The sequence below is a fragment of the Bacillus sp. 275 genome (assembly GCF_001999205.1).
Classification (GTDB): domain Bacteria; phylum Bacillota; class Bacilli; order Bacillales; family Bacillaceae; genus Bacillus; species Bacillus velezensis.
In genome coordinates, this window is the sequence record NZ_CP019626.1 from 2,055,924 (window position 1) to 2,075,587 (window position 19,664).

The following is a 19,664-nucleotide window of genomic DNA, read 5'->3' on the forward strand; positions in this document are numbered from 1 at the left end:
GAAATGGGTTTCATGCTTTATAAATAGATTGAGAAAAAAAGGGAGGCGGACATATGCGAATTGAACATGCAGCGATATGGGTGAAAGATTTGGAACGGATGAAAAAATTTTATGAGACATACTTCGGCGCCAAGGCCAATGACCTTTATCATAATGAGAAAAAAGATTTCAAATCGTATTTTCTGACATTTGACTCCGGATGCAGGCTGGAACTTATGAAAAAAGGCGGCATTGATGAAGCTCCGGCACAGAATATGACCGGATGGGCGCATCTCGCATTTTCTACAGGCAGCAAGGAGCGGGTGAATGAATTGACGGAAACGTTTAAAAATGATGGATTTCAGGTTGTAAGCGGCCCGCGCGTGACGGGTGACGGATATTATGAGAGCGTGATAGAGGATGGGGAAGGCAATTTGATAGAAATCACAGTGTAACAGTGCGGAGTGATTCCGCACTGTTTTTTTGATTAAATTTGCTGTGCATTTGTTTTCGGGCCGAAGAGGATTAACAAAACGGAACACAGAAGCCAGCAGCCGCCGATGAACAAAAAGACGCTGATGTAGCCGAGCTTAACGGCAATAAATCCGACGAGCAGGGAGCCGAATATATTGGAAAAACGGCCGAGCCCGTACGCCAGCCCGCTCCCGGCCGAGCGATATTCCGTAGGATACGGCTCCGATGTGTAGGCGTATAGATTTGAGGTGAAGATCCGTTCCGTGACGTTAACGACAAAGCCAAACACAATAATCATGACGGGAATAAACGTCATGCCGTATAACAGTCCGGCAATGGCAGTCAGAAAAGCGCTTGCGGCCAGAATCCATTTTCTTTGGAACGTCTCGGATATCATGGAACCGAGCAATGCGCCAAGCGGCGCGCCGACAGAGTGAAGCACATTGTACCACAGCGTTTTTTCCATGGTGATGCCGTTGCTTTTCAGCAGGCTGGGCACCCATGAAGCAAAGCCGTAAAAGCCAAAGGTTTCAAGAATCCATACCGCTGACAGGATGATGGTGATCTTTAAATTCCTGCCCTGAAACAGCCCTAAGTAGCCTGCGTGCTTCACTGTATGTACTTCTGCCGCCTCTTTTGGCACGGGAAGCGGGCCTTTTTCTTTCTCTATACGTGCTTCAAGACGGTTCATAATGGCGTTTGCCTGATCATATGCGCCCCGATTTTCGTGCCAGCGCGGCGATTCCTCAAGCCGGCGGATAAAAATGAAATAAATGAGACCGGCCGCCCCCCATACGAATACGAGCCGCCACCCCCATGAGCCTAAAGGAATGACAAAAGCGGAAACAACGTTTGTGACGGGAACCCCGATTAGTCCGATCATGGCGCAAAGGGAGATGTATTTTCCCCGTACGGAGGATGGAAAAAATTCCGCCAAATAGCTGTTCGTCACAATCATGGCGGCCGCGACGCCGAGACCGGTCAAGAAGCGGAAAATCATTAAGGACGGAATGTCCCATGCCAGCGCATTCAGAAAAGATGAGATCGAAAAGACAAGGACAAAACAATTCAGCGCTTTTTTCCTGCCGATCCGATCGGACAGCCTTCCGCCGATGGACGCGCCTAAAAACATGCCCAGGAATGATGCGGCCGTGATGTCGGCAATGGTGGACAGCTTCACGCCCCAATGCTCAATCAGCGCCGGAGCCACGTTGCTGAGCGTAAACAGATCAGCGAGATCAAAAAAATAGATGATTCCGAGAGCGGTTAATACTTGATAGTGCACACGTGAAATGGGGAGACGGTCTAATCGGTTCGCTACATTTGAGAATGTCTGATGTTTCATAAAAACCCCCTGACTTTGCAATTGTAATCAGAAAATACTGTGAATTTATCTGACGACTACATTATAAAGGTCTTTTTTTGGCAAAAACAGAGTGTAAATAACCAGAGCCAAAGGAAACGGCATAGCGCTTTCTTCTTAAAACATATAACATTTCCTATATCTGTTTCTGTTTATATTGTAAAATGTTGAAGGAAAGGAAGTTGATGCATAAATATGAATACGTTTGTACGGCCCACAGAGGGAAAAAATAGTGTATCGAGATATATTCTTTCTCTGTTGGTCATTGTGGGTTTGTTCTTTTTCGGAAGCATACTGACCGTGTTTTATATGTTTCTCACGTCCGCTTTCAATCCTTCACTGACGATAAATTGGGATGAGGGGGCATTAAGTGACCCGCTGGCGGATATTTATTTACAGCATATCGTCTATTTCATAGCGATTCCGGGCATTTGGATAGCGGTTCGTTTCATTATGAAGCGGCGGTTTTTATCCATCATCACACCGAATCAGTCGCTGAACTGGAAGAGGATTTTCTTTGGATTCGGCACATATGTTGTGCTGATGTTTGTCGCGGGGCTGATTGATTTTACAATTCATCCGGATCGTTTCATGCTTCAGGAATTCCATGCTTCACGTTTTCTGCTGCTGTTAGCGGCGGCCGTCTTATTGGTGCCGATTCAAACCTCTGCGGAGGAATTTCTCTTTCGCGGTTTTCTGCTTCAGTTCGCCGGAAAATTGACGGCAAACGCGGTGGTTCTGACAGTCATTATCGGCGGATTATTCGGCGCACTTCATTTCGGAAATCCGGAAATGGAAAATGGAGCTCTCTGGGCGGGAATCGGATATGTCACCATTGGCATGATCTGGACCTTTATCACGATTAAAACAGGCAGTCTGGAGATGTCTCTTGGCGGTCACGCTGCCAATAATATGTTTTTATTTATCTTTCTCACAGAGGATCATTCGGTGTACGGCGGCATTCCGTCGATATTTACAACAGCAGCCGGCGGCTATGAAATATATGATTGCATATCGACTCTGGTGATCAATATCATCTTCGCATGGCTCGCATTCCGTTTTGTGAAAAAAGAAAAGCAGCAGGCCGCCTAGGCTCTGCTGCTGATTTGTAAGGTGTTCATCGCTTCATCAATATCCGTCGTCGGCCTCCGGCAGGCGAAATTCTCGCAAATGTAGACCGTTGTCTTCCCGTCGATCAATTGATAACCCGCGGCAAAGTCAGAAATGCCGGCAAGCTCATCCGGATGTTCTGCGGCGAGAATCGTATAGGCGGGAGTGAAATGCTCCTGAAGCGCCTCAATGAAACGTTTTCTGTCCGGGTCATCTTTCCTTCCGAAAACAACGATTTCTTTTTGGGGCATTGTATGTGCCAGTACGCTTTGCATGAAGAAAGCGTTGCTGCTCGGATAGGCCTCTATTTCCCGTTTGAACACGGAAAACATCGCTTCGGCTTTTTCAATCAGTGATATATCACCCGTCAGGCGGCCGAGACGAAGCAGCTGTACGGCAGCCGCGCTGTTTCCGGAAGGCACGGCCCCGTCATAAACCTCTTTTTCCCTGACAAGAAGGGTCTCGGCATCATTCCCCGTAAAGAAGAAACCTCCGTGCCGTTCATCCCAGAACAGCTCCAGCATGCTTGTACATAACGTTTTCGCTTTCTGCAGATAAGACGGATTAAAACCCGCTTCATACAGTTCAAGGTAAGCCCAGATGAGAAAAGCGTAATCATCGATAAACCCTTTATTTTTCACTTCGCCCTCGCGATAGCGGACCATGACGCGCCCGTCCGGCATGAGGTGCCGTTCGAGAAAGCGGATCGCTGTTTCCGCCATGCTGAGAAAGTCAGGCTTGTGAAATACCTTTGCGGCTTTTGCCAGCCCGGCAATCATGAGCGCGTTCCATGAGGTCAGCACTTTGTCATCTGTATGCGGATAGCTTCTGTTTTCACGGGCCTCCAGCAATTTTGTTCTTGCCTCTTCAAGGCGTTCGGCCAGCTCATGTCCGGTGAGGCCGGTCTCTTCGAGGATGGCCTCACGCCGCGTGAAAATGAGGTGCGGGATGTTTTCGCCTTCAAAATTGCCTTGATCTGTGATGTTATACACCTTGCAGTAAAGCGGGCCGAGTTCATCACCGAGAAGGTTCATGATTTCTTTTTTAGACCATATGTAATATTTCCCCTCACGGCCTTCGGTATCAGCGTCTAAAGCTGAGAAAAAGCTGCCGTCTTCATGCATCATTTCCCGCTGAATAAACGTTACGATCTGCATCGCAATCTGTTTGTAGCGCTCATTACCTGTGACTTGGCAGGCTTCTGTATATGCGGTCAGGAGAAGGGCGTTGTCATACAGCATTTTCTCAAAATGCGGCACGAGCCATTCATTATCAGTCGAGTAGCGGGCAAAGCCGAACCCGATGTGGTCAAAAATTCCGCCGTTCGCCATGCCGTCGAGTGTCTTTGTTACGCCGGCCAAAGCCTGTTCCTTGCCCGTATAGCTGTAGTAGCGAAGCAGAAACATGAGCATATGCGGCATCGGAAATTTCGGAGCCTGGCCGAACCCGCCGTACACTGTATCAAACCCGCCGGCCAGCTGGCGATACGTGTCATGAACCGCCTGTTCGCCAAGCATGCCCTCGGCCGGGTGAACCTTGACTTCAAGATGAGCGGCGGCGTTTTCGGCGATATCCTCGACATGCTGCCGGTCATTCGCAAACGTTTCGGACAGATGTTCAAGCACATCGATAAAGCCCGGGCGGTTAAATTTGCTCGTCTTCGGAAAATACGTCCCCGCATAAAACGGCTTCTGATCTGGTGTGACGAACACGTTCAGCGGCCACCCGCCCTGTCCCGTCATCAGCTGGCAGATTCTCATATACACGGAATCCACGTCAGGCCGCTCCTCACGATCAACCTTGATGGCTATGAATTTATCGTTTAACATACCGGCGATCTCTTCGTCCTCAAAGGACTCGTGAGCCATTACATGACACCAGTGACACGTCGAATAGCCGATGCTGACAAGAACCGGCTTGTTTTCGCGTTTTGCTTTTTCGAAGGCTTCTTCTCCCCAAGGATACCAGTTTACGGGGTTGTGGGCGTGTTGGAGCAGATAGGGGGACTTCTCCATGATTAAACTGTTGGGTTTGCTATTGTTTGGCATGGGCTCACCTGCTTTCTATTAATATTTGTATGTTTAACATACCACAATCCTCTAAAAAAATTCATACACTCAACTTTGTGAACCAAACCCAAGTCATTAAAAAGGAGAACTGCTTATGACTCTATTTTCAGGGTTAAACTTCATCTACCTTATTGCTTTTTAGATAAGAAGTAAGGATTTAAAATCTTTATCGTTTTATTTACTGTTAGATAGGTGAAACACACTCCGGCGACTGTAACCATCCCGCCTGTCAGTGCAATAAACGCAGGTACCTCACCTAACCACACCCAAGAAATGGCCAAGGCTACGGCTGGTGTTAAATAAAGTGAAATGGCTGCTTCTGAAGCACCGACGAGTGAAGTTACATACGCAAGTGCAAAGTAAGGCACAACCGTTGGTAATAAACCTAAGTAAACGATAGACAATGTTGAGTTCATTGAAGCGTTCAAAAACTCTTCCCCTAAGCCAGGCAGAAATACAAGCATAGGTATTGTCCCGCCCCAAATAGTGAATGTAACGAATGGAATAAATCCATATTTTTTTATATAGCGAGCTTGAAAAACGAAATAAATACTCTCCGAAAAAGCTGCCAGCAGGATTAACAAAATGCCGTTCACTGAATTTGTATAGTTTCCTGCCCCAAATGAAATGATCGACACACCCAATAGACTTATGATAGAGCCAATCCATTTATAAAGCCCAAAATGTTCACCAAAAAACAGACGAGATAACATTGCAGAAAAAATAGGTGTCATGGTCACGAGTAAGCTTGCTGTCCCTGCGCTGACTGTTTTTTCTCCGATATTCAGCAAAATGTGATATAGTGCAAAACCTAAAAATCCTAACGATAAAATAGCAGGGATATCCTTCATGTCAGGTAAACGCATATGAGTCAAAACAGCAAAAACCAACAGTGCCATTGACCCAATCAACAAGCGAAACAAAGCGAGGTGTTCCGGCGTGTAACTCTCCAAACCCGCTCGAATTCCCGGGAAAGCTGATGCCCACAACCCAATCATCAGACTGTAAGATATACCGATTCGAACTGTTTTCTTTTGCATCTTTCTCACTCCTCTTTACAAAAACCAACCAGTTATTTAATGTGTTTCTATATTAATAAAGATTTGATGATATGACTTCAACCAGTTAAATAGATTTTGACCCAACCACTCTAAGGAGGATCCTTTTTATGAGCGCTCCAGAAGAAAAAAAGATGAAAAAGCTTCCTAAGTACATACAAATCATTCAATTTATAAAAGAGAAAATAGGAAATGGAGAATGGCCGATTGGAAGTAAGATTCCAAGCCAGCGCACGCTTGCTAAACACTTTGAGGTGAACAGGAGCACAGTCATTACAGCTTTAGAGGAATTGACGGCGGATGGATTAATCGAAGGCAGAATGGGTAAAGGGACAGTTGTTACGAACAATACATGGACACTTTTGGCTAAGAATTCCGCCCCCGATTGGGATCAGTATGTAACCTCCGGAATCCAGCAGCCAAGCCAAAAAATCGTTCAAGAGATCAATAAATCAGAATCGAATTCTGATCTTATACAGCTCAGTAAAGGAGAACTTTCACATGAGATTTTTCCTTTAGCTGTTATGAAAGAGATCATGGGAAAGTTATCTCAAAACATAGAGGCATTCGGGTATGAGGAACCAAAAGGATATTTACCTTTGAGAGAGGCATTAAGCGGCTATTTAAGAACAATCGGCATTCAAGCGTCTCCTTCTTCCATTCTTATTGTTTCGGGCGCACTGCAAGCCTTGCAGCTTATATCAATGGGGCTGTTACAAAGGGGATCGACCGTATTTCTCGATCAGCCTTCCTATCTTTATTCATTACACGTATTTCAATCAGCCGGTATGAAGCTGACTGGAGTTCCTATGGATAACGATGGGCTTTTGCCGGAACATATCCACATGGCAAGGGGGGAGCGGGGGAGGGCTATCTTATATACAAATCCTTGTTTTCATAATCCGACAGGTATTTTAATGACAAAAAAGAGACGGGAAGAAATCCTTGCGGCAAGTGAGAATGCACAGCTTCCCATTATTGAAGATGACATTTATCGTGAGTTATGGATAGATGAGATTCCTCCAGATCCTATTAAAACAATAGATAAAAATGGGCATGTGCTTTACATAGGCAGTTTATCGAAAACGTTAAGTCCGGGCTTGAGGATTGGATGGATTGTCGGGCCGGAACCAGTGATTGAACGTTTATCCGACATAAAAATGCAAACAGATTACGGCTCCAGTTCGTTATCCCAGAGAGTAGCGGCAGAGTGGTTTACATCCGGTGAATACCAGCAGCATCTAGAACAGGTGAGAAGTCAATTAAAGGTGAGAAGGCAATTGATCATGAGTCTCTTAGAAACCAATTTGAAGAATGTCGCTGCATGGAATATGCCGAAGGGAGGATTCTTTGTCTGGGTAAAAATATTGCCTCCACTGTCTATGAAATTACTTTATACAAAAGCTTTGACAAAAGGGATACTTCTCAATCTCGGCAGTATCTATGCTCAAGAAAAAGGGAATTATATTCGCTTATCATATGCTTATGCATCTCTTGAAGATCTTCAAAAGGGAATTTATGAATTGGGTTTGATGATTAAGGAATTGGCAAGCAGATAAATATATAAGAGACATGCTATCAATGACAAGAATCGGCTTGTTTTCGCGTTTCGCTTTTTCAAATGCTTCTTTTCCCCTCATGAAAACCAGTAAAAAAGCCGCCAACAGGGCGGCTTTTCTTAAGTTAATATACCAAATATATATCAAACTTCAATCTGTATAGCTATGTCTTTCCTAAAAAACCATCGGCTTGGTTCTTGAAGAGTAAATCATTTAATCCAAAGCGCTATGACTCCTGCAGATGAAATTCAGATTATTGGGCTGTATAACCGCCATCCATTACGACTGCCTGCCCTGTAACGCCTTTCGCTTTGTCACTGGCGAGGAATACTGCGTAATCAGCGATTTCTTGCACGGCTAACAAACGTTTTTGAGGAACCAAGGGGTAAATGACTTCTTCAAACACCTTTTCTTTAGAAATGCCTCTAGTCTCTGCAATATCGTTTAACTGGTTTTGCACCAATGGAGTGTCGATATATCCCGGGCACAAGGCGTTGACGGTAATTCCGTATTCCGCTCCTTCCAATGCTGATACTTTAGTTAAACCGATCAAACCGTGTTTAGCGCTGCAATAAGCCGCTTTCCCTGCAAAACCAATTAAACCATTTATGGAAGCCATATTGATGATGCGGCCAAATTTTTGTTTTTTCATCAAAGGGAATACTCTTTTTGTCGCACTAAAAGGAGCAGTAAGCATTAATTTCAGCATAAATTCAAACTTATCAGTCGGGAAGTTTTCTATATCCGACACATGCTGAATCCCCGCATTGTTTACCAGAATATCCAATCGTCCAAAGGTTTCAAGTGTCTTAGAGACACTTTTTTCTACTTGTTCTTCGTTTGTTACATCACAAACCGCAGAGAGGACTTCGTATCCTTGTTCCGTAAGTTCCTCAGCTGCATGTTGCACGGCTTTTTCGTTCAAATCGGAAATCACAACTTTTGCGCCTTCTTTAGCGAATTCACGTGCAATTTCTAAACCAATTCCACTCGCCGCGCCTGTAACAAGAGCAACTTTACTTTCCAATAATTTACTCATAGTAACCCCTCCAGGATTCATTTTGGTCTCCTAAAAGTTTACACCCAGCAGTTGTATAAGTAAAATGAATAAAAGTAATATAATGTATTCGTTAAACTTATGGAATGGAGATCATACGATGGATATACGCCAAATCACTTACTTTCTTGAAGTTGCTAAATCCAACAGTTTTACTAAGGCATCAGAAAATTTGCATTTGTCACAGCCTGCCTTAAGTAAGATGGTGAAAAGTTTGGAAGAGGAATTAAAGGTTGAGCTCATTGATCGTTCAGCTAGACAAATCGCTTTGACAGATGCAGGCGAAATTGTATTTGAGCAAGGCCAAATGATTATGAAGTCAATAGATGACTTATCGACGAACTTATACGATCTTTTACATTTAAAAAAAGGAAAAGTGAAAATTGGAATACCGCCGCTTATCGGTGTCTTGTTTTTTCCTAAAATCATTAAAGGATTTAAACAATTGTATCCTGATGTGAACATCAAGCTGATAGAACATGGGGGAAACAAGGTGAAACAGGAGGTTGAAGATGGGGTACTGGATCTTGGCGTGGTTATTGAACCAGTGGACGAAGAGCAGTTTGATATCATTCCATTGCTTAATGAAGAACTGATGCTCTTCGTTCATTCCGCTCACCCGCTTGTTCATAAAGAGATTGTGGAAATGCAAGACTTGAAAAATGAACCTTTCATCCTGTTTAGTGAAGACTTCTCTCTTCACGATCGGATTATTCAAGAGTGTATTAGAGCCGGTTTTCGTCCAAATATCGTTTATGAAAGTTCTCAATGGGATTTTATCAGCGAAATGATTGGAGAAGAACTAGGTATTTCCATTTTTCCTCAGTCTATAGTGAAAAAGACTGATCAAAGTTTAGTTAAGGCAATTTCCATTGTTAATCCATCAATTCCTTGGAAAGTGGCGATTATTTTAAAAAAAGGCAAATATGTTTCACACGCAGTACGCGAATTTATCCGGTATATTTCATTTTTTTGTAAGAGTAATTACGTAAATCAAGATAACTCATGAAAAAAATGAATGATTTTTATAGTTTTTATGTATTTTACGGTTAGAGAGGGCTGCGATATATTATCTTATGTCAGAAAATAAGTACCTTTCAGGAGGAAATTCAAATGGATCAAAGCCGTTACCAACAAGGTTTAGACAAATTAATGGAGTACACTTTAACAAGCGATGATAAAATCTCTACGCATTTAAAGATTTCTGAAGACTTGAAAGATATCGCCCCAGATGTAAGTAAGTACATGATAGAATTTGCTTATGGAGATATATATTCACGACCGGGATTAACCAATCAACAACGTGCGCTTGTTACCATTTCATCCCTTGTAACGCAAGGAACCGAGCCGCAGCTTGAACTTCATATCAATACAGGGCTTACATCCGGATTAACACCGACTGAGATTGTAGAGAGTATCACCCAATTGGTTCCTTATACAGGATTCCCGCGTGTACTTAATGCTCTTTCAGTGGCTAAGAAGGTGTTTGCACAACGACATGTAGAAAACCATTGAGAAATAAAGAGCTTGTATGGAATGCGGGATGAATTAGTATAAACTCATCAATAGAACATACACAAAACGACAGCCTATAAGGCTGTTTTTTAATAGTCTCGCTTATCATAAAAAATGTCGTGCCAGGCCTATATATGGTCTCTTTTTTGTTTTCGGTTGATCATATGTAAAAGCGATCATTTTAATCGCTTTTTGATACTTCAAAACATGCTAAGCTTTGACCTCTTTATCAGTAAGCACTTTTAAAGCATTTCTCACCTTTAAGGCGAAGTTGACAGGTTTATCAATCGCTTCGAAATGAATATACATCAGTCTCGGTTTATCAAACAGCCAGTGATTGTGAAGTGACGTTACAATCAGATCATGTTTCCGAAGAACGCTGATAAATGGATTGATTTCTTTTTGCAGAATGACAGTTTCTCCGCTGCAGAGAGCACGGCCGTCTTTTGTCATTGATTCAAATGAAAACATTTGCGGAATGAGCAAGAATGATCTTCCGGGCCGTCCCAGTACTACTGGTTTTATATTCGTTCGTGATCTCATTACTGTACAAATTCCATTTTCAAACGTATGCATGGTTCCGCCTAGAATATCGTTGAACTCGTCACAAAGACCATGCCGTTCAATCATTTCCCCGTCAGTTTTTGGTACCGCACGCACAGTTTTAGTAGTTAGAACTCTCAGGGCCTCTCTCACTTTTCTTGCAAAATTGAGAGGTTTATCATTTGATTCAAAATGCATAAACATCAGACGCGGTTTATCAAACAGCCAATGGTTATGAACGGCAGTTACGATGATACCGAATTTGCGCAGCTCACTCATTAACGGGTTCACTTCTTCCTGCAGTAAAACAGTTTCACCTAAACATAAAGCTCTGCCTTCCCGATCCATGCTTTCAAATGAAAAGGCCTGAGGAATAAAAGGAAATGCCTCGGCTCTTCTTCCGAGTACCACCGGATGAATGTTGCTTCGAGTTCTTGTCGCCGTACATACGCCGTTTACGACACTGGGCGTTGAATTGAGAATTCTAGCAAATTCTTTGCAGAGCCGTGATGGCTCCATACTCGTTTCTTCCACTTCATATCTCCTCCTGGAATCTATTTATAACGTACGTAGTATTAAAGATATGTGAAGATAGAAAAAATGTAACGCGTCAGCAGTCCACATTAGAGAGAATCAGCCTTTTATGTAATCTCTTTAACTGTTAATTTTTAATAGATTAAAAGCTTTTGATCGGACTATTCAAGAAATCAAAATGTTATAAATTGGTAGTTTTATTCCAGCTTTGATTTTTTTGTGGCGGTCATTTGTGACAAGCACCGGCTGAGGAGCACACATACCTTTTAATTTGAGTTTCAGGCTAAGAAAAAAAGCCTTTATACAAGGCTTTCGGTAAATAATTCATACAGCCGTTTGGCTGCTCATTCAGTGACAGCTCACAGCTCTTTTGTCATCAAGACATGCGGGATGCCGTCTTCCATAAATTCCGGTGAATCTGTCTGATATCCCAGTTTGTGATAAAAGCCTTCCGCTTGTGTTTGTCCATGCAGTTTACATTGGGTGATGCCTTTTTCTTTTATCATGTTTTCTAATTCGCGTATGATGACATTGCCCAATCCGTATTTGCGGTAAGGCTTCAGGATGCAGACTCGTTCGAGCTTGCCTGTATGGTTTACGATGCGGACACGTCCTGTGCCGGCAGGCTGATTTTCATGATAAACCAAAACATGCCCGCACTGTTCCTGAAGCGTATCAAACTGATCAAACTCATCGGATTCGGGTACTTGCTGTTCCTCAATGAAAACTGCTTTTCTAATCTCAAGCGCTGCTTGTAAATCAATTTCCGTCGTTATTCTTTTTATCCTCATCATTAACCAATCCTTTTCACATATTAGTCTGGACTGCACGGCTTGCTTGTGGTCTTATAGAAGTAACGATAAAACAATTATATTGTAAATGCAACAAAAATACGAAGGGTTTGAAAAGATATGACTGATATTTTGCGGGAAATCGGCATGATTGCACGGGCATTGGATTCCATCAGCAATATTGAATTTAAAGAATTAGACTTAACAAAAGGGCAGTATCTCTATCTTGTGCGTATATGTGAAAACCCGGGAGTGATACAGGAAAAAGTGGCGGAAATGATTAAAGTCGACCGAACAACAGCGGCGAGGGCAATCAAAAAACTGGAAATACAGGGGTTTATTGAAAAGCGTCCTGATGATCAAAATAAAAAAATAAAAAAACTGTTTCCGACTGAAAAAGGGAAAAAGGTTTATCCGTTATTGCAAAGAGAAGGAGAGCATTCTGCGGAGGTAGCCCTGTCCGGATTTACATCTGAGGAAAAAGAAACCATTTTCAGCCTTCTTCAGCGGGTGAGAAAAAATATAGAATATGATTGGGAATTTGTGAAGAAGGGAAACAAAAGAGATTATTAATGGTCATTAATTCCTTTTAGTGAATGATTACATTGTGAATGATTAAAGTCATAAATGGATACGTTATCTGTGACATCTCCTTCCTCGGTTCCTGCTTCAACATAGCCAATAGGCTTATTTTTAACGAAAAGTATCAATTATGGTATATTTAAATAAGACAAAATAATTGAAGCGGGGAATGATATGAGTACAATCGAAAAACAAAGACGTAAGAAATTCAGAGTGAAATCAATCGTACGGGCCATCATGGTCATCATCGGCGGAATTATTGCCGCGTATGGACTGGAAACCGTATTGATTCCGAATAGTGTATCTGACGGCGGTGTGACCGGACTCAGCATTGTCGGTTCACAGCTGTTTCATTTGCCTCTTGGGATCTTAATTGCGGTGATCAATATACCGTTTGTCTGGTTAGGATATAAGCAAATCGGTAAAGGTTTTGCGTTTCTATCAATTATCGGTATTGTCTCACTTGCCGCAGGCACGAGTTTTTTCCACCACACACCGGCTATCATTGAGGGAGATACCCTGTTAATCACCGTTGTCGGCGGGATTATTCTCGGCTTTGGAATGGGATTGGCATTGCGCAACGGCGGCGCCTTAGATGGAATTGATATGCTGGCTGTGCTTCTGTCACGGAAATTGCCGTTTGGCACGAGCGACCTCATTTTATTTTTAAACATGTTTGTGTTTATTTTTGTTTCTTTTGTATTCGGGCTGCAAGGCGCATTGCTTTCCGTCATTGCTTACTACATTGCGTCTAAGGTCATTCATGTGGTTGAGGAAGGCTTAAGCGGTTCTAAAACATTTCAGATTATCACCAATGAGCCTGCATTAATGGTAGAGACCATTCGTGAAGAATTGGGCCGGAGCGCTACGTATAAAGAAGCATACGGCGGTTTTTCTCATGAAAAATTCAAAGAAATCACGTGTGTTATCAACCGTTTAGAAGAAACCAAACTGAAAGAAATTATTAATGACATTGATAAACAAGCCTTTGTGACGGTATATGATGTCGCAGAAGTAAAAGGCAGTAATTTCAGAAAAGTCCATAATCATTAAGAAGCGAGCTGCCGTTAATCGGCAGCTTTTTTTTTAAAAAGGAGAAAAAACTTGCAAAAATAGAATGACGGCTGTATATTATTGATATATCAAACGTTGACTAGTCAATTAATTGCGCAAAAGAAAGTGGGGATGGGTTTTGACAGTATGTTGTTCAGAGGAAGGCGAGATTTTATATCAGCTCCAATCACTGCATAAAGTGATCGGCACGAAGTTTGAAGCGTGCACCGGAATCAGCCAATCCCGCCTTGAGCTTCTCGCCGTGCTTTTTTACGTCGATGAGATCAGCCAAAGCGATCTTCAGAAAAAGGTAAATATTGATGGCGCAGCCGTGACAAGACACTTGAAACAGCTTGAAGCCAAAGAAATGGTCACAAGAAGGCGGAAGCCCGAGGACAACCGAATTATACTTGTCCGGCTTACTGAACAGGGGCGGGAGAGAATTGAGGCTTCCAAAAAGGAGAAGGAGCGTTTCATAAAGGAAATGCTTGCCGGTGTCAGCGAGGAAGAACGCAGTATGTTAAAAAACGTATTGTCACAGATGCAGAATAATATAGAAAATATGAAAGCATAGGAGTGTTTTACACATGAAAACAGAACTGAAAACAAACGACTTTATGGACATTATGAAAGGGCGCCGTTCCATTCGGAATTACGATCCGGCCGTAAAAATCAGCAAAGAAGAAATGACTCAAATCCTGGAAGAAGCAACGACAGCACCGTCTTCAGTCAACGCGCAGCCGTGGCGTTTTCTCGTCATTGACAGCCCTGAAGGAAAAGAAAAACTCGCGCCGCTTGCCAGCTTTAACCAAACACAAGTCAGCACATCATCTGCGGTGATCGCGGTTTTCGCAGATATGAACAGTGATGACTATTTAGAAGAAATTTATTCAAAAGCGGTCGAACTGGGCTACATGCCGCAGGAAGTAAAAGACAGACAAATCGCTGCGTTGACGGCACACTTTGAAAAACTGCCGGAGCAAGTGAACCGTGAAACGATTCTGATTGACGGAGGACTCGTTTCCATGCAGCTGATGCTTACGGCGCGCGCGCACGGCTATGACACAAACCCGATCGGCGGCTACGATAAAGAAAAGATTGCCGAGGTTTTCGGAATGGATAAAGAGCGTTATGTACCGGTCATGCTGTTATCAATCGGAAAAGCGGCAGACGAAGGATATGCTTCCTACCGTCTTCCTATCGAAACAATCGCACAATGGAAATAAGGTTGAAGTGAAGCTGAGGGGAGAGGGACAGTGGAGATTATTGCAGCTGTTTTCGTCGGAATTGTAGCTTTAGAACATGTATTTATCATGATACTTGAAATGTTTTTTATCAATTCGAAGGCAGCTAAGCGGTCCTTCAAATTGCCGAAGCATTTAGAAGGTGATCGGAATGTAGCGGTCATGTTTGCAAATCAGGGTCTGTATAATGGATTTCTGGCTGCCGGCCTCATTTGGGGGCTGATCCTCGGAGCTGATCCGATTGGCCATATGATTCAAATGTTTTTCGTCATCTGCGTGGTCATCGCGGCCATTTTCGGAGGCTTTACTTCAAACAAATCAATTATCGTAAAACAAGGACTTCCGGCAGTTTTAGCGCTTATTTTTCTTTTATTGGCGTAGCAGACGGAAAGAGGGCTTCCGGAAAGGAAGCCCTCTTTTTTATTCTGTTTTGAAAATCATTCCTTAGGCGGATCTTTTTTGAATTACAGATAAATGCTTACCGCAGAATAGATGAGCAGCAGACACATCACGATGCGAAACGCTTTATCGTGTTTCTCAAAGAGATGTTTAAAAACAGAGCCGAACGCCGACCACAGCAGTAAAGCCGCCCAGCCCAGGAGAATAGCCGACGCGAGCCAGAACGCAATCAATGGATACGTGTGCTGAAATGGCAATATAAAAGCGCTCATTAAGGTTAAAAAGAATAAAATACTCTTTATATTGATCATTTGAAACAGAAATCCCGATAGAAAAGACGATCGGGTTTTTTCAGAATCGCCTTTTGATGTTTTGGGCAGCGAGATCTGCCAAGCCAAATAGAGCAAATAGACGGCTCCGGCAATTTTAAAGTAAGGTTCCACGACGGGAATCCAATGATAAACACTCATGGTAAACAGACCGCTGAGAATGCCGAGCACTGCAAATCCCGTCAGGATTCCGCCGTTAAAACGCCATGAACCGATAAAGCCGGCTCTGCGCGCTTCATTCATCATTAAAATATTGCTCGGTCCGGGTGTAATAGATGTCATCAGGACATAAGAAAGAAAAGCTATGATACTCATTAAATCACCTTCATTTGCTAATGTGATGGAACCGTTTTTTATTGTATGATAAGAATAGTTATAAATAAAATTGAAAAATAAAATCGCATTATTGATTTTTTCGATACATCTTAGAGGTGAATTCATATGGAGATCAGACATCTTATTACATTTCAGGCCATTGTAGATAAGGGAAGCTATACAAGGGCCGCGGCGAAGCTGGGATACACGCAGTCGACGATTACGACTCATATTCAGGCGCTTGAACAGGAGATCGGCGGCGCATTATTTACGTACGAAAAAAGGCGTCTGAAACTGACGCCTTTAGGGAGAGAGCTGATACCGTTAGCCGAGGATTTACTTTCCGCCCATGACAAGATCAAAAATATGCAAAGCATTCACGAGGTGAAGGGCGTTTTAAAAATTGCGGCGCCGGAGTCTTTGACCATTTCCAGACTGGGGCCGATTATCAGAGAATATTCCATAAAGTATCCGAACGTCAATATCATATTGAGCAACGGAACATGCGGGCAGAATCAGGTGGAATTAGTAAGCGGCCGCGTGGATATTGCATTTATGGTATATCCGGAGATACAAATGGAAAAATGCATACATCATTCTTTATTGGAGGAACGCATCGTCCTCGTGGCGGGCAGTGACGCACCGGATCATTTTGACGACTATCAACAAAGCGGCAAGCACTTTTTTATTACAAATGAAGAAGGATGCAGCTATCGGACCATGTTTGAACGATTTCTCGTCAAACATGATATCAGTCATTTACAAACAATGGAATTGTGGAGTATAGAGGCCATTAAGCAGACGGTGATGAGCGGACTCGGTTTCTCCGTTTTACCTTATATTACGGTAAAAGAAGAGGTAAAAGCGGGGAAGCTGAAAATTCTTCAGCAGTCTGAGCCGTTCGAGCGGCTTTATTCTCATATGCTGGTCAAAAAGAAAAAATGGCAGCTTCCGGCCGCTGAAGCTTTTGTGTCGCTTGTTCTTGAGATGATAGGTTAATTTGAAAGCCGATGCCTGCGCGCATCGGCTTTTGTTTTTGTCCGGAATCTTAATGACATTTTCGATGTCAGCCAGCTGTTTTTTGACTCCATACCTACCTTCTTTAAAAAAAAAGAGAGCTGATCGGCAAATATGGTATGATTTACATAATCAGGGAGTGAGAAGATGAATATGAAGAGAGCGTATTACGCTATTTTATACAGCCAGACCGCTATCAACTTGGGGTTCTCACTTTATACGATGGCTGTCATCTTGTTTTTGTTTACAAAAACCGGTTCGACGGCGATGGCCTCTCTTATGACGTTCGTCAGCATTGTATGTCGCGTATTGGGCAGCGCCGTTTTGCCGCTGGTCACCGGCCGGTTCACGCTTCGTTCTTTGTTAATCGGTTCTCAATTGATTCAGATCACACTGTTAGTCTGTTTGTTTTTTGTCATCCAAACCGGTTCATCCGCATTCTTTTTTCTGATGTTTTGTCTGATCGGAGGCATTTCTTTTTGCAACGGATGGTTTGCTCCGATAAAAAGCGCGCTGATTGGGGAAATCATTCCTCCTGATCGAAGGGCGAAAGCGAACGGTTTATTATCTGCGGCGGATCAGACCGTTCAGTTTGCGGGGTGGTCTCTCGGCGGCGTCATCATAGCGTTCTTGGGAGAGAGCGATACAATGATCGTCACTGTCATGTTATTGGTTTCTTCGGTTTTGGGCATCATTCTGTTTCTTCAAGTACGCATGTGTGCGCCGGCAGCAGTCAGGGAACGTTCCCTTTTTGCAGATGCGGCAAGCGGCTGGGTGTATTTATTTCAGCAAAAACAGCTCAGGGTTCTCATTGTGATGGATGTGATCGAATCGTGGGCAGGCATGATATGGATTGGGTCTGTGTCCTTGACTTATGTGCATGACGTCCTTCATAAAGGAGAGGCTTGGTGGGGGTATGTCAACGGAGTCTATTATGCAGGGACAATGATCGGCGGACTGATCATCTATAAGTTATCCGGTAAGTTTCAGCATCATCTCATTCCGCTTATGCTGACGGGAGCCTTGGCATATGGAATGTTCACGTTTATTTATGGGTTGATCACAAGCGCCGTTACGGCCCTTTTTCTGGTGCTGTGTATGGGGCCGGCTTGTGTATTACGAGATCTCACGCAGGAAACATTGCTTCAAAACATCACGACCGAAAAGACACGGGTTAATATATTAGCGGCGAGATCAGCTTTAGTTCAGTTCATTTTTATGTTTTCCATTATCGGAACGGGGGTTATCTCGGATGTATTCGGCGTGCGGTTTATTTATATTGGTGCAGGCCTCCTCTTATTAATTTCGGCTTTTATCGGATTTTCTCAGCTGCGAATGAAGAAATTGGTACAAAGCCGCATGTAGTGTAGTATAATGAGGAACGTACGTTCTATATATCGAGAGAGGAGAGGGTAATGTGGGACATCTGGCACTGCAATTGTATGATTATCATCTTTGGGCAAATCAGCAAATATTCACCCGGCTTAAAGAGCTTCCGGAGGATGTGTACCGTAAGGAGATTCAAAGTGTCTTTCCGTCGATAGCCGGTGTATTGACTCATGTGTATCTGTCGGATAAGGGGTGGTTTGATGTGTTCTCCGGAGAGCGTCTGGAGGATACGCTGAAATCAGCTGAACAGCAAAAAGAGGACATCTTGTCTAAAGAGATAGAAGAGCTGGAAGATATGTTCTCGGAATTATCAGACCGGTATCAATTATTTTTGCAAAAGGAAGAAAATATCAATCTCCCCCTTGAAATAGAGCATCCGTCAGGTGACATCATGAAAACCGCAGCGGCCGATATGATCCTGCATGTTGTGAACCACGGAACGTATCATCGCGGGAATATAACAGCCATGCTCAGACAGATCGGGTATGCTTCTGTGCCGACGGATTACGGTATGTATTTATATATAAACAAAAAGTAAACAAGACAGCCAACGCGGCTGTCTTGTGATATCCGTAAAAAAGCCAAATCATATGAGTGATTTGGCTTTTTCGTTTGCTATGCCATGTTCTGCAGCCGTTCTAAACTGTTTTTCCAATTCGCTTCAAGCGCTGTAAAAGCAGCGGCGGCATCTTGCTGTTCTAATGCGTGAATGATATCAGAGTGTTCATTATATGATCTGTTTAAAGCGCCGTTTTCACTGAAATAGCGGATTTCCAGTCTCTGAATTTTGACTTTCAGGCTTACTAGCAATTTGTGAAGTTCAGCGTTGTCCGCAAGCAGAATGATGCGATGGTGAAATGCATTGTCCGCTTCCAGGATGGCCAGTTTATCGCCGTCTTTCATTGTTTGAAGAAGGTTTTCATTCAGCTGTTTCAATTCCTGAATCACGGCATCGTCCATACGCGGGAGAGCTTGCTGCAATGCGAGTTTTTCAAGCGTCCAGACGATGGAATACAAGTTTTCCGCTTCTTTTAACTCAATCGGAGCGACAAGCGTCCATCTGTTCGCTTTTGTTATCACCAAGCCGTCATCTTCCAGCCGCAATAAGGCTTCCCGTATCGGGGTGCGGCTGATTCCCAATGTTTCCGACAAATCCTTGTCCTTTAACTTTGTTTCCGGTTTGAGCTTGCCCGTTATGATCCAGTTTCTGAGTGTGCGATACACTTCGTCCCGCATGATGGTTCTTTTCAGCACAGGTTCTTTGTTTTGATTATCCAATGGAAC

At 43.3% G+C, this 19,664-nt stretch carries 21 protein-coding genes; 13 read left to right on the forward strand and 8 right to left on the reverse strand.

Annotated elements, in window-relative coordinates; all coding sequences use genetic code 11:
* The first annotated feature begins 53 nt into the window (after window positions 1-53).
* Window positions 54-434 (forward strand): VOC family protein, encoded by a 381-nt coding sequence (locus BZ167_RS09830; RefSeq protein ID WP_033574266.1) that lies wholly within the window; start codon window positions 54-56, stop codon window positions 432-434.
* Between the two features lie 32 nt (window positions 435-466).
* On the opposite strand, the gene BZ167_RS09835 is transcribed toward BZ167_RS09830, so the two are convergent.
* On the reverse strand, window positions 467-1,798 hold the full coding sequence (locus BZ167_RS09835) for an MFS transporter (RefSeq protein ID WP_077392040.1): 1,332 nt from the start codon (window positions 1,796-1,798) through the stop codon (window positions 467-469).
* Window positions 1,799-2,011: 213 nt separating this feature from the next.
* Here BZ167_RS09835 and BZ167_RS09840 point away from each other — a divergent pair, with 213 nt between their 5' ends.
* On the forward strand, window positions 2,012-2,908 hold the full coding sequence (locus BZ167_RS09840; RefSeq protein WP_053573843.1) for a CPBP family intramembrane glutamic endopeptidase: 897 nt from the start codon (window positions 2,012-2,014) through the stop codon (window positions 2,906-2,908).
* On the opposite strand, the gene BZ167_RS09845 is transcribed toward BZ167_RS09840, so the two are convergent.
* Together BZ167_RS09845 and BZ167_RS09850 are read right to left on the reverse strand one after the other, a co-directional pair.
* Entirely contained in the window at window positions 2,905-4,974 is a 2,070-nt protein-coding gene (locus BZ167_RS09845) for a thioredoxin domain-containing protein (protein ID WP_061861074.1), read from the reverse strand. The genes BZ167_RS09840 and BZ167_RS09845 overlap by 4 nt on opposite strands.
* A 149-nt stretch (window positions 4,975-5,123) precedes the next feature.
* On the reverse strand, window positions 5,124-6,035 hold the full coding sequence (locus BZ167_RS09850; protein WP_061861073.1) for a DMT family transporter: 912 nt from the start codon (window positions 6,033-6,035) through the stop codon (window positions 5,124-5,126).
* Window positions 6,036-6,163: 128 nt separating this feature from the next.
* On the opposite strand from BZ167_RS09850, the gene BZ167_RS09855 reads away from it, so the two are divergent.
* Entirely contained in the window at window positions 6,164-7,612 is a 1,449-nt protein-coding gene (locus BZ167_RS09855; protein WP_015418637.1) for an aminotransferase-like domain-containing protein, read from the forward strand.
* A gap of 253 nt (window positions 7,613-7,865) precedes the next feature.
* Here the strand turns inward: BZ167_RS09855 and BZ167_RS09860 are convergent, their stop codons facing one another.
* Window positions 7,866-8,651, reverse strand: coding sequence for a 3-hydroxybutyrate dehydrogenase (locus BZ167_RS09860; protein ID WP_007409884.1), 786 nt, complete (start codon window positions 8,649-8,651; stop codon window positions 7,866-7,868).
* A gap of 118 nt (window positions 8,652-8,769) precedes the next feature.
* Between BZ167_RS09860 and BZ167_RS09865 the strand changes: the two genes are divergently transcribed.
* Together BZ167_RS09865 and BZ167_RS09870 are read left to right on the forward strand one after the other, a co-directional pair.
* A complete protein-coding gene (locus tag BZ167_RS09865; RefSeq protein WP_032875365.1) occupies window positions 8,770-9,678 on the forward strand; it encodes a LysR family transcriptional regulator in 909 nt (302 codons plus the stop codon).
* A 104-nt stretch (window positions 9,679-9,782) separates the two neighbouring features.
* A complete protein-coding gene (locus BZ167_RS09870; protein WP_007409882.1) occupies window positions 9,783-10,184 on the forward strand; it encodes a carboxymuconolactone decarboxylase family protein in 402 nt (133 codons plus the stop codon).
* 210 nt (window positions 10,185-10,394) lie between these two features.
* On the opposite strand, the gene BZ167_RS09875 is transcribed toward BZ167_RS09870, so the two are convergent.
* Complete coding sequence (locus tag BZ167_RS09875) at window positions 10,395-11,261, reverse strand: DUF1259 domain-containing protein (RefSeq protein ID WP_061861072.1); 867 nt, start codon at window positions 11,259-11,261, stop codon at window positions 10,395-10,397.
* A gap of 359 nt (window positions 11,262-11,620) precedes the next feature.
* Window positions 11,621-12,052 (reverse strand): GNAT family N-acetyltransferase, encoded by a 432-nt coding sequence (locus BZ167_RS09880; protein ID WP_061861071.1) that lies wholly within the window; start codon window positions 12,050-12,052, stop codon window positions 11,621-11,623.
* 120 nt (window positions 12,053-12,172) lie between these two features.
* Between BZ167_RS09880 and BZ167_RS09885 the strand changes: the two genes are divergently transcribed.
* From BZ167_RS09885 to BZ167_RS09905, 5 genes are all read left to right on the forward strand, one after another.
* Window positions 12,173-12,625, forward strand: coding sequence for a MarR family winged helix-turn-helix transcriptional regulator (locus tag BZ167_RS09885; RefSeq protein WP_061861070.1), 453 nt, complete (start codon window positions 12,173-12,175; stop codon window positions 12,623-12,625).
* Window positions 12,626-12,808: 183 nt separating this feature from the next.
* Window positions 12,809-13,687 carry a YitT family protein gene (locus BZ167_RS09890; protein ID WP_015418633.1) on the forward strand — a complete coding sequence of 293 codons (879 nt, stop codon included), beginning with the start codon at window positions 12,809-12,811 and terminating at the stop codon, window positions 13,685-13,687.
* A gap of 112 nt (window positions 13,688-13,799) precedes the next feature.
* Window positions 13,800-14,261, forward strand: coding sequence for a MarR family winged helix-turn-helix transcriptional regulator (locus BZ167_RS09895; protein WP_193392832.1), 462 nt, complete (start codon window positions 13,800-13,802; stop codon window positions 14,259-14,261).
* A 13-nt stretch (window positions 14,262-14,274) separates the two neighbouring features.
* Entirely contained in the window at window positions 14,275-14,913 is a 639-nt protein-coding gene (locus BZ167_RS09900; RefSeq protein WP_004393039.1) for a nitroreductase family protein, read from the forward strand.
* A 30-nt stretch (window positions 14,914-14,943) separates the two neighbouring features.
* Window positions 14,944-15,312 (forward strand): DUF1304 domain-containing protein, encoded by a 369-nt coding sequence (locus BZ167_RS09905; protein WP_015240972.1) that lies wholly within the window; start codon window positions 14,944-14,946, stop codon window positions 15,310-15,312.
* Between the two features lie 83 nt (window positions 15,313-15,395).
* Here the strand turns inward: BZ167_RS09905 and BZ167_RS09910 are convergent, their stop codons facing one another.
* Entirely contained in the window at window positions 15,396-15,974 is a 579-nt protein-coding gene (locus tag BZ167_RS09910; RefSeq protein ID WP_012118916.1) for a LysE family translocator, read from the reverse strand.
* Between the two features lie 126 nt (window positions 15,975-16,100).
* On the opposite strand from BZ167_RS09910, the gene BZ167_RS09915 reads away from it, so the two are divergent.
* The 3 genes from BZ167_RS09915 (at window position 16,101) to BZ167_RS09925 (ending at window position 18,918) form a co-directional block, all read left to right on the forward strand.
* Window positions 16,101-16,973 (forward strand): LysR family transcriptional regulator, encoded by an 873-nt coding sequence (locus BZ167_RS09915; protein ID WP_031379208.1) that lies wholly within the window; start codon window positions 16,101-16,103, stop codon window positions 16,971-16,973.
* A gap of 165 nt (window positions 16,974-17,138) precedes the next feature.
* On the forward strand, window positions 17,139-18,356 hold the full coding sequence (locus BZ167_RS09920) for an MFS transporter (RefSeq protein WP_077392041.1): 1,218 nt from the start codon (window positions 17,139-17,141) through the stop codon (window positions 18,354-18,356).
* A 52-nt stretch (window positions 18,357-18,408) separates the two neighbouring features.
* On the forward strand, window positions 18,409-18,918 hold the full coding sequence (locus BZ167_RS09925) for a DinB family protein (protein WP_077392042.1): 510 nt from the start codon (window positions 18,409-18,411) through the stop codon (window positions 18,916-18,918).
* A 77-nt stretch (window positions 18,919-18,995) separates the two neighbouring features.
* On the opposite strand, the gene BZ167_RS09930 is transcribed toward BZ167_RS09925, so the two are convergent.
* On the reverse strand, window positions 18,996-19,658 hold the full coding sequence (locus tag BZ167_RS09930) for a GntR family transcriptional regulator (RefSeq protein ID WP_064115189.1): 663 nt from the start codon (window positions 19,656-19,658) through the stop codon (window positions 18,996-18,998).
* Window positions 19,659-19,664 lie beyond the last annotated feature (6 nt).

Excerpts from the sequence above, each read along its gene's own strand:
- BZ167_RS09830 (WP_033574266.1), top strand. The coding sequence starts at position 54 with ATGCGAATTGAACATGCAGCGATATGGGTGAAAGATTTGGAACGGATG.
- BZ167_RS09890 (WP_015418633.1), top strand. The coding sequence starts at position 12,809 with ATGAGTACAATCGAAAAACAAAGACGTAAGAAATTCAGAGTGAAATCA.
- BZ167_RS09865 (WP_032875365.1), top strand. The coding sequence starts at position 8,770 with ATGGATATACGCCAAATCACTTACTTTCTTGAAGTTGCTAAATCCAAC.
- BZ167_RS09885 (WP_061861070.1), top strand. The coding sequence starts at position 12,173 with ATGACTGATATTTTGCGGGAAATCGGCATGATTGCACGGGCATTGGAT.
- BZ167_RS09850 (WP_061861073.1), bottom strand. The coding sequence starts at position 6,035 with ATGCAAAAGAAAACAGTTCGAATCGGTATATCTTACAGTCTGATGATT.
- BZ167_RS09910 (WP_012118916.1), bottom strand. The coding sequence starts at position 15,974 with ATGAGTATCATAGCTTTTCTTTCTTATGTCCTGATGACATCTATTACA.
- BZ167_RS09870 (WP_007409882.1), top strand. The coding sequence starts at position 9,783 with ATGGATCAAAGCCGTTACCAACAAGGTTTAGACAAATTAATGGAGTAC.
- BZ167_RS09855 (WP_015418637.1), top strand. The coding sequence starts at position 6,164 with ATGAGCGCTCCAGAAGAAAAAAAGATGAAAAAGCTTCCTAAGTACATA.
- BZ167_RS09900 (WP_004393039.1), top strand. The coding sequence starts at position 14,275 with ATGAAAACAGAACTGAAAACAAACGACTTTATGGACATTATGAAAGGG.
- BZ167_RS09880 (WP_061861071.1), bottom strand. The coding sequence starts at position 12,052 with ATGAGGATAAAAAGAATAACGACGGAAATTGATTTACAAGCAGCGCTT.
- BZ167_RS09860 (WP_007409884.1), bottom strand. The coding sequence starts at position 8,651 with ATGAGTAAATTATTGGAAAGTAAAGTTGCTCTTGTTACAGGCGCGGCG.
- BZ167_RS09845 (WP_061861074.1), bottom strand. The coding sequence starts at position 4,974 with ATGCCAAACAATAGCAAACCCAACAGTTTAATCATGGAGAAGTCCCCC.
- BZ167_RS09835 (WP_077392040.1), bottom strand. The coding sequence starts at position 1,798 with ATGAAACATCAGACATTCTCAAATGTAGCGAACCGATTAGACCGTCTC.
- BZ167_RS09915 (WP_031379208.1), top strand. The coding sequence starts at position 16,101 with ATGGAGATCAGACATCTTATTACATTTCAGGCCATTGTAGATAAGGGA.
- BZ167_RS09920 (WP_077392041.1), top strand. The coding sequence starts at position 17,139 with ATGAATATGAAGAGAGCGTATTACGCTATTTTATACAGCCAGACCGCT.
- BZ167_RS09840 (WP_053573843.1), top strand. The coding sequence starts at position 2,012 with ATGAATACGTTTGTACGGCCCACAGAGGGAAAAAATAGTGTATCGAGA.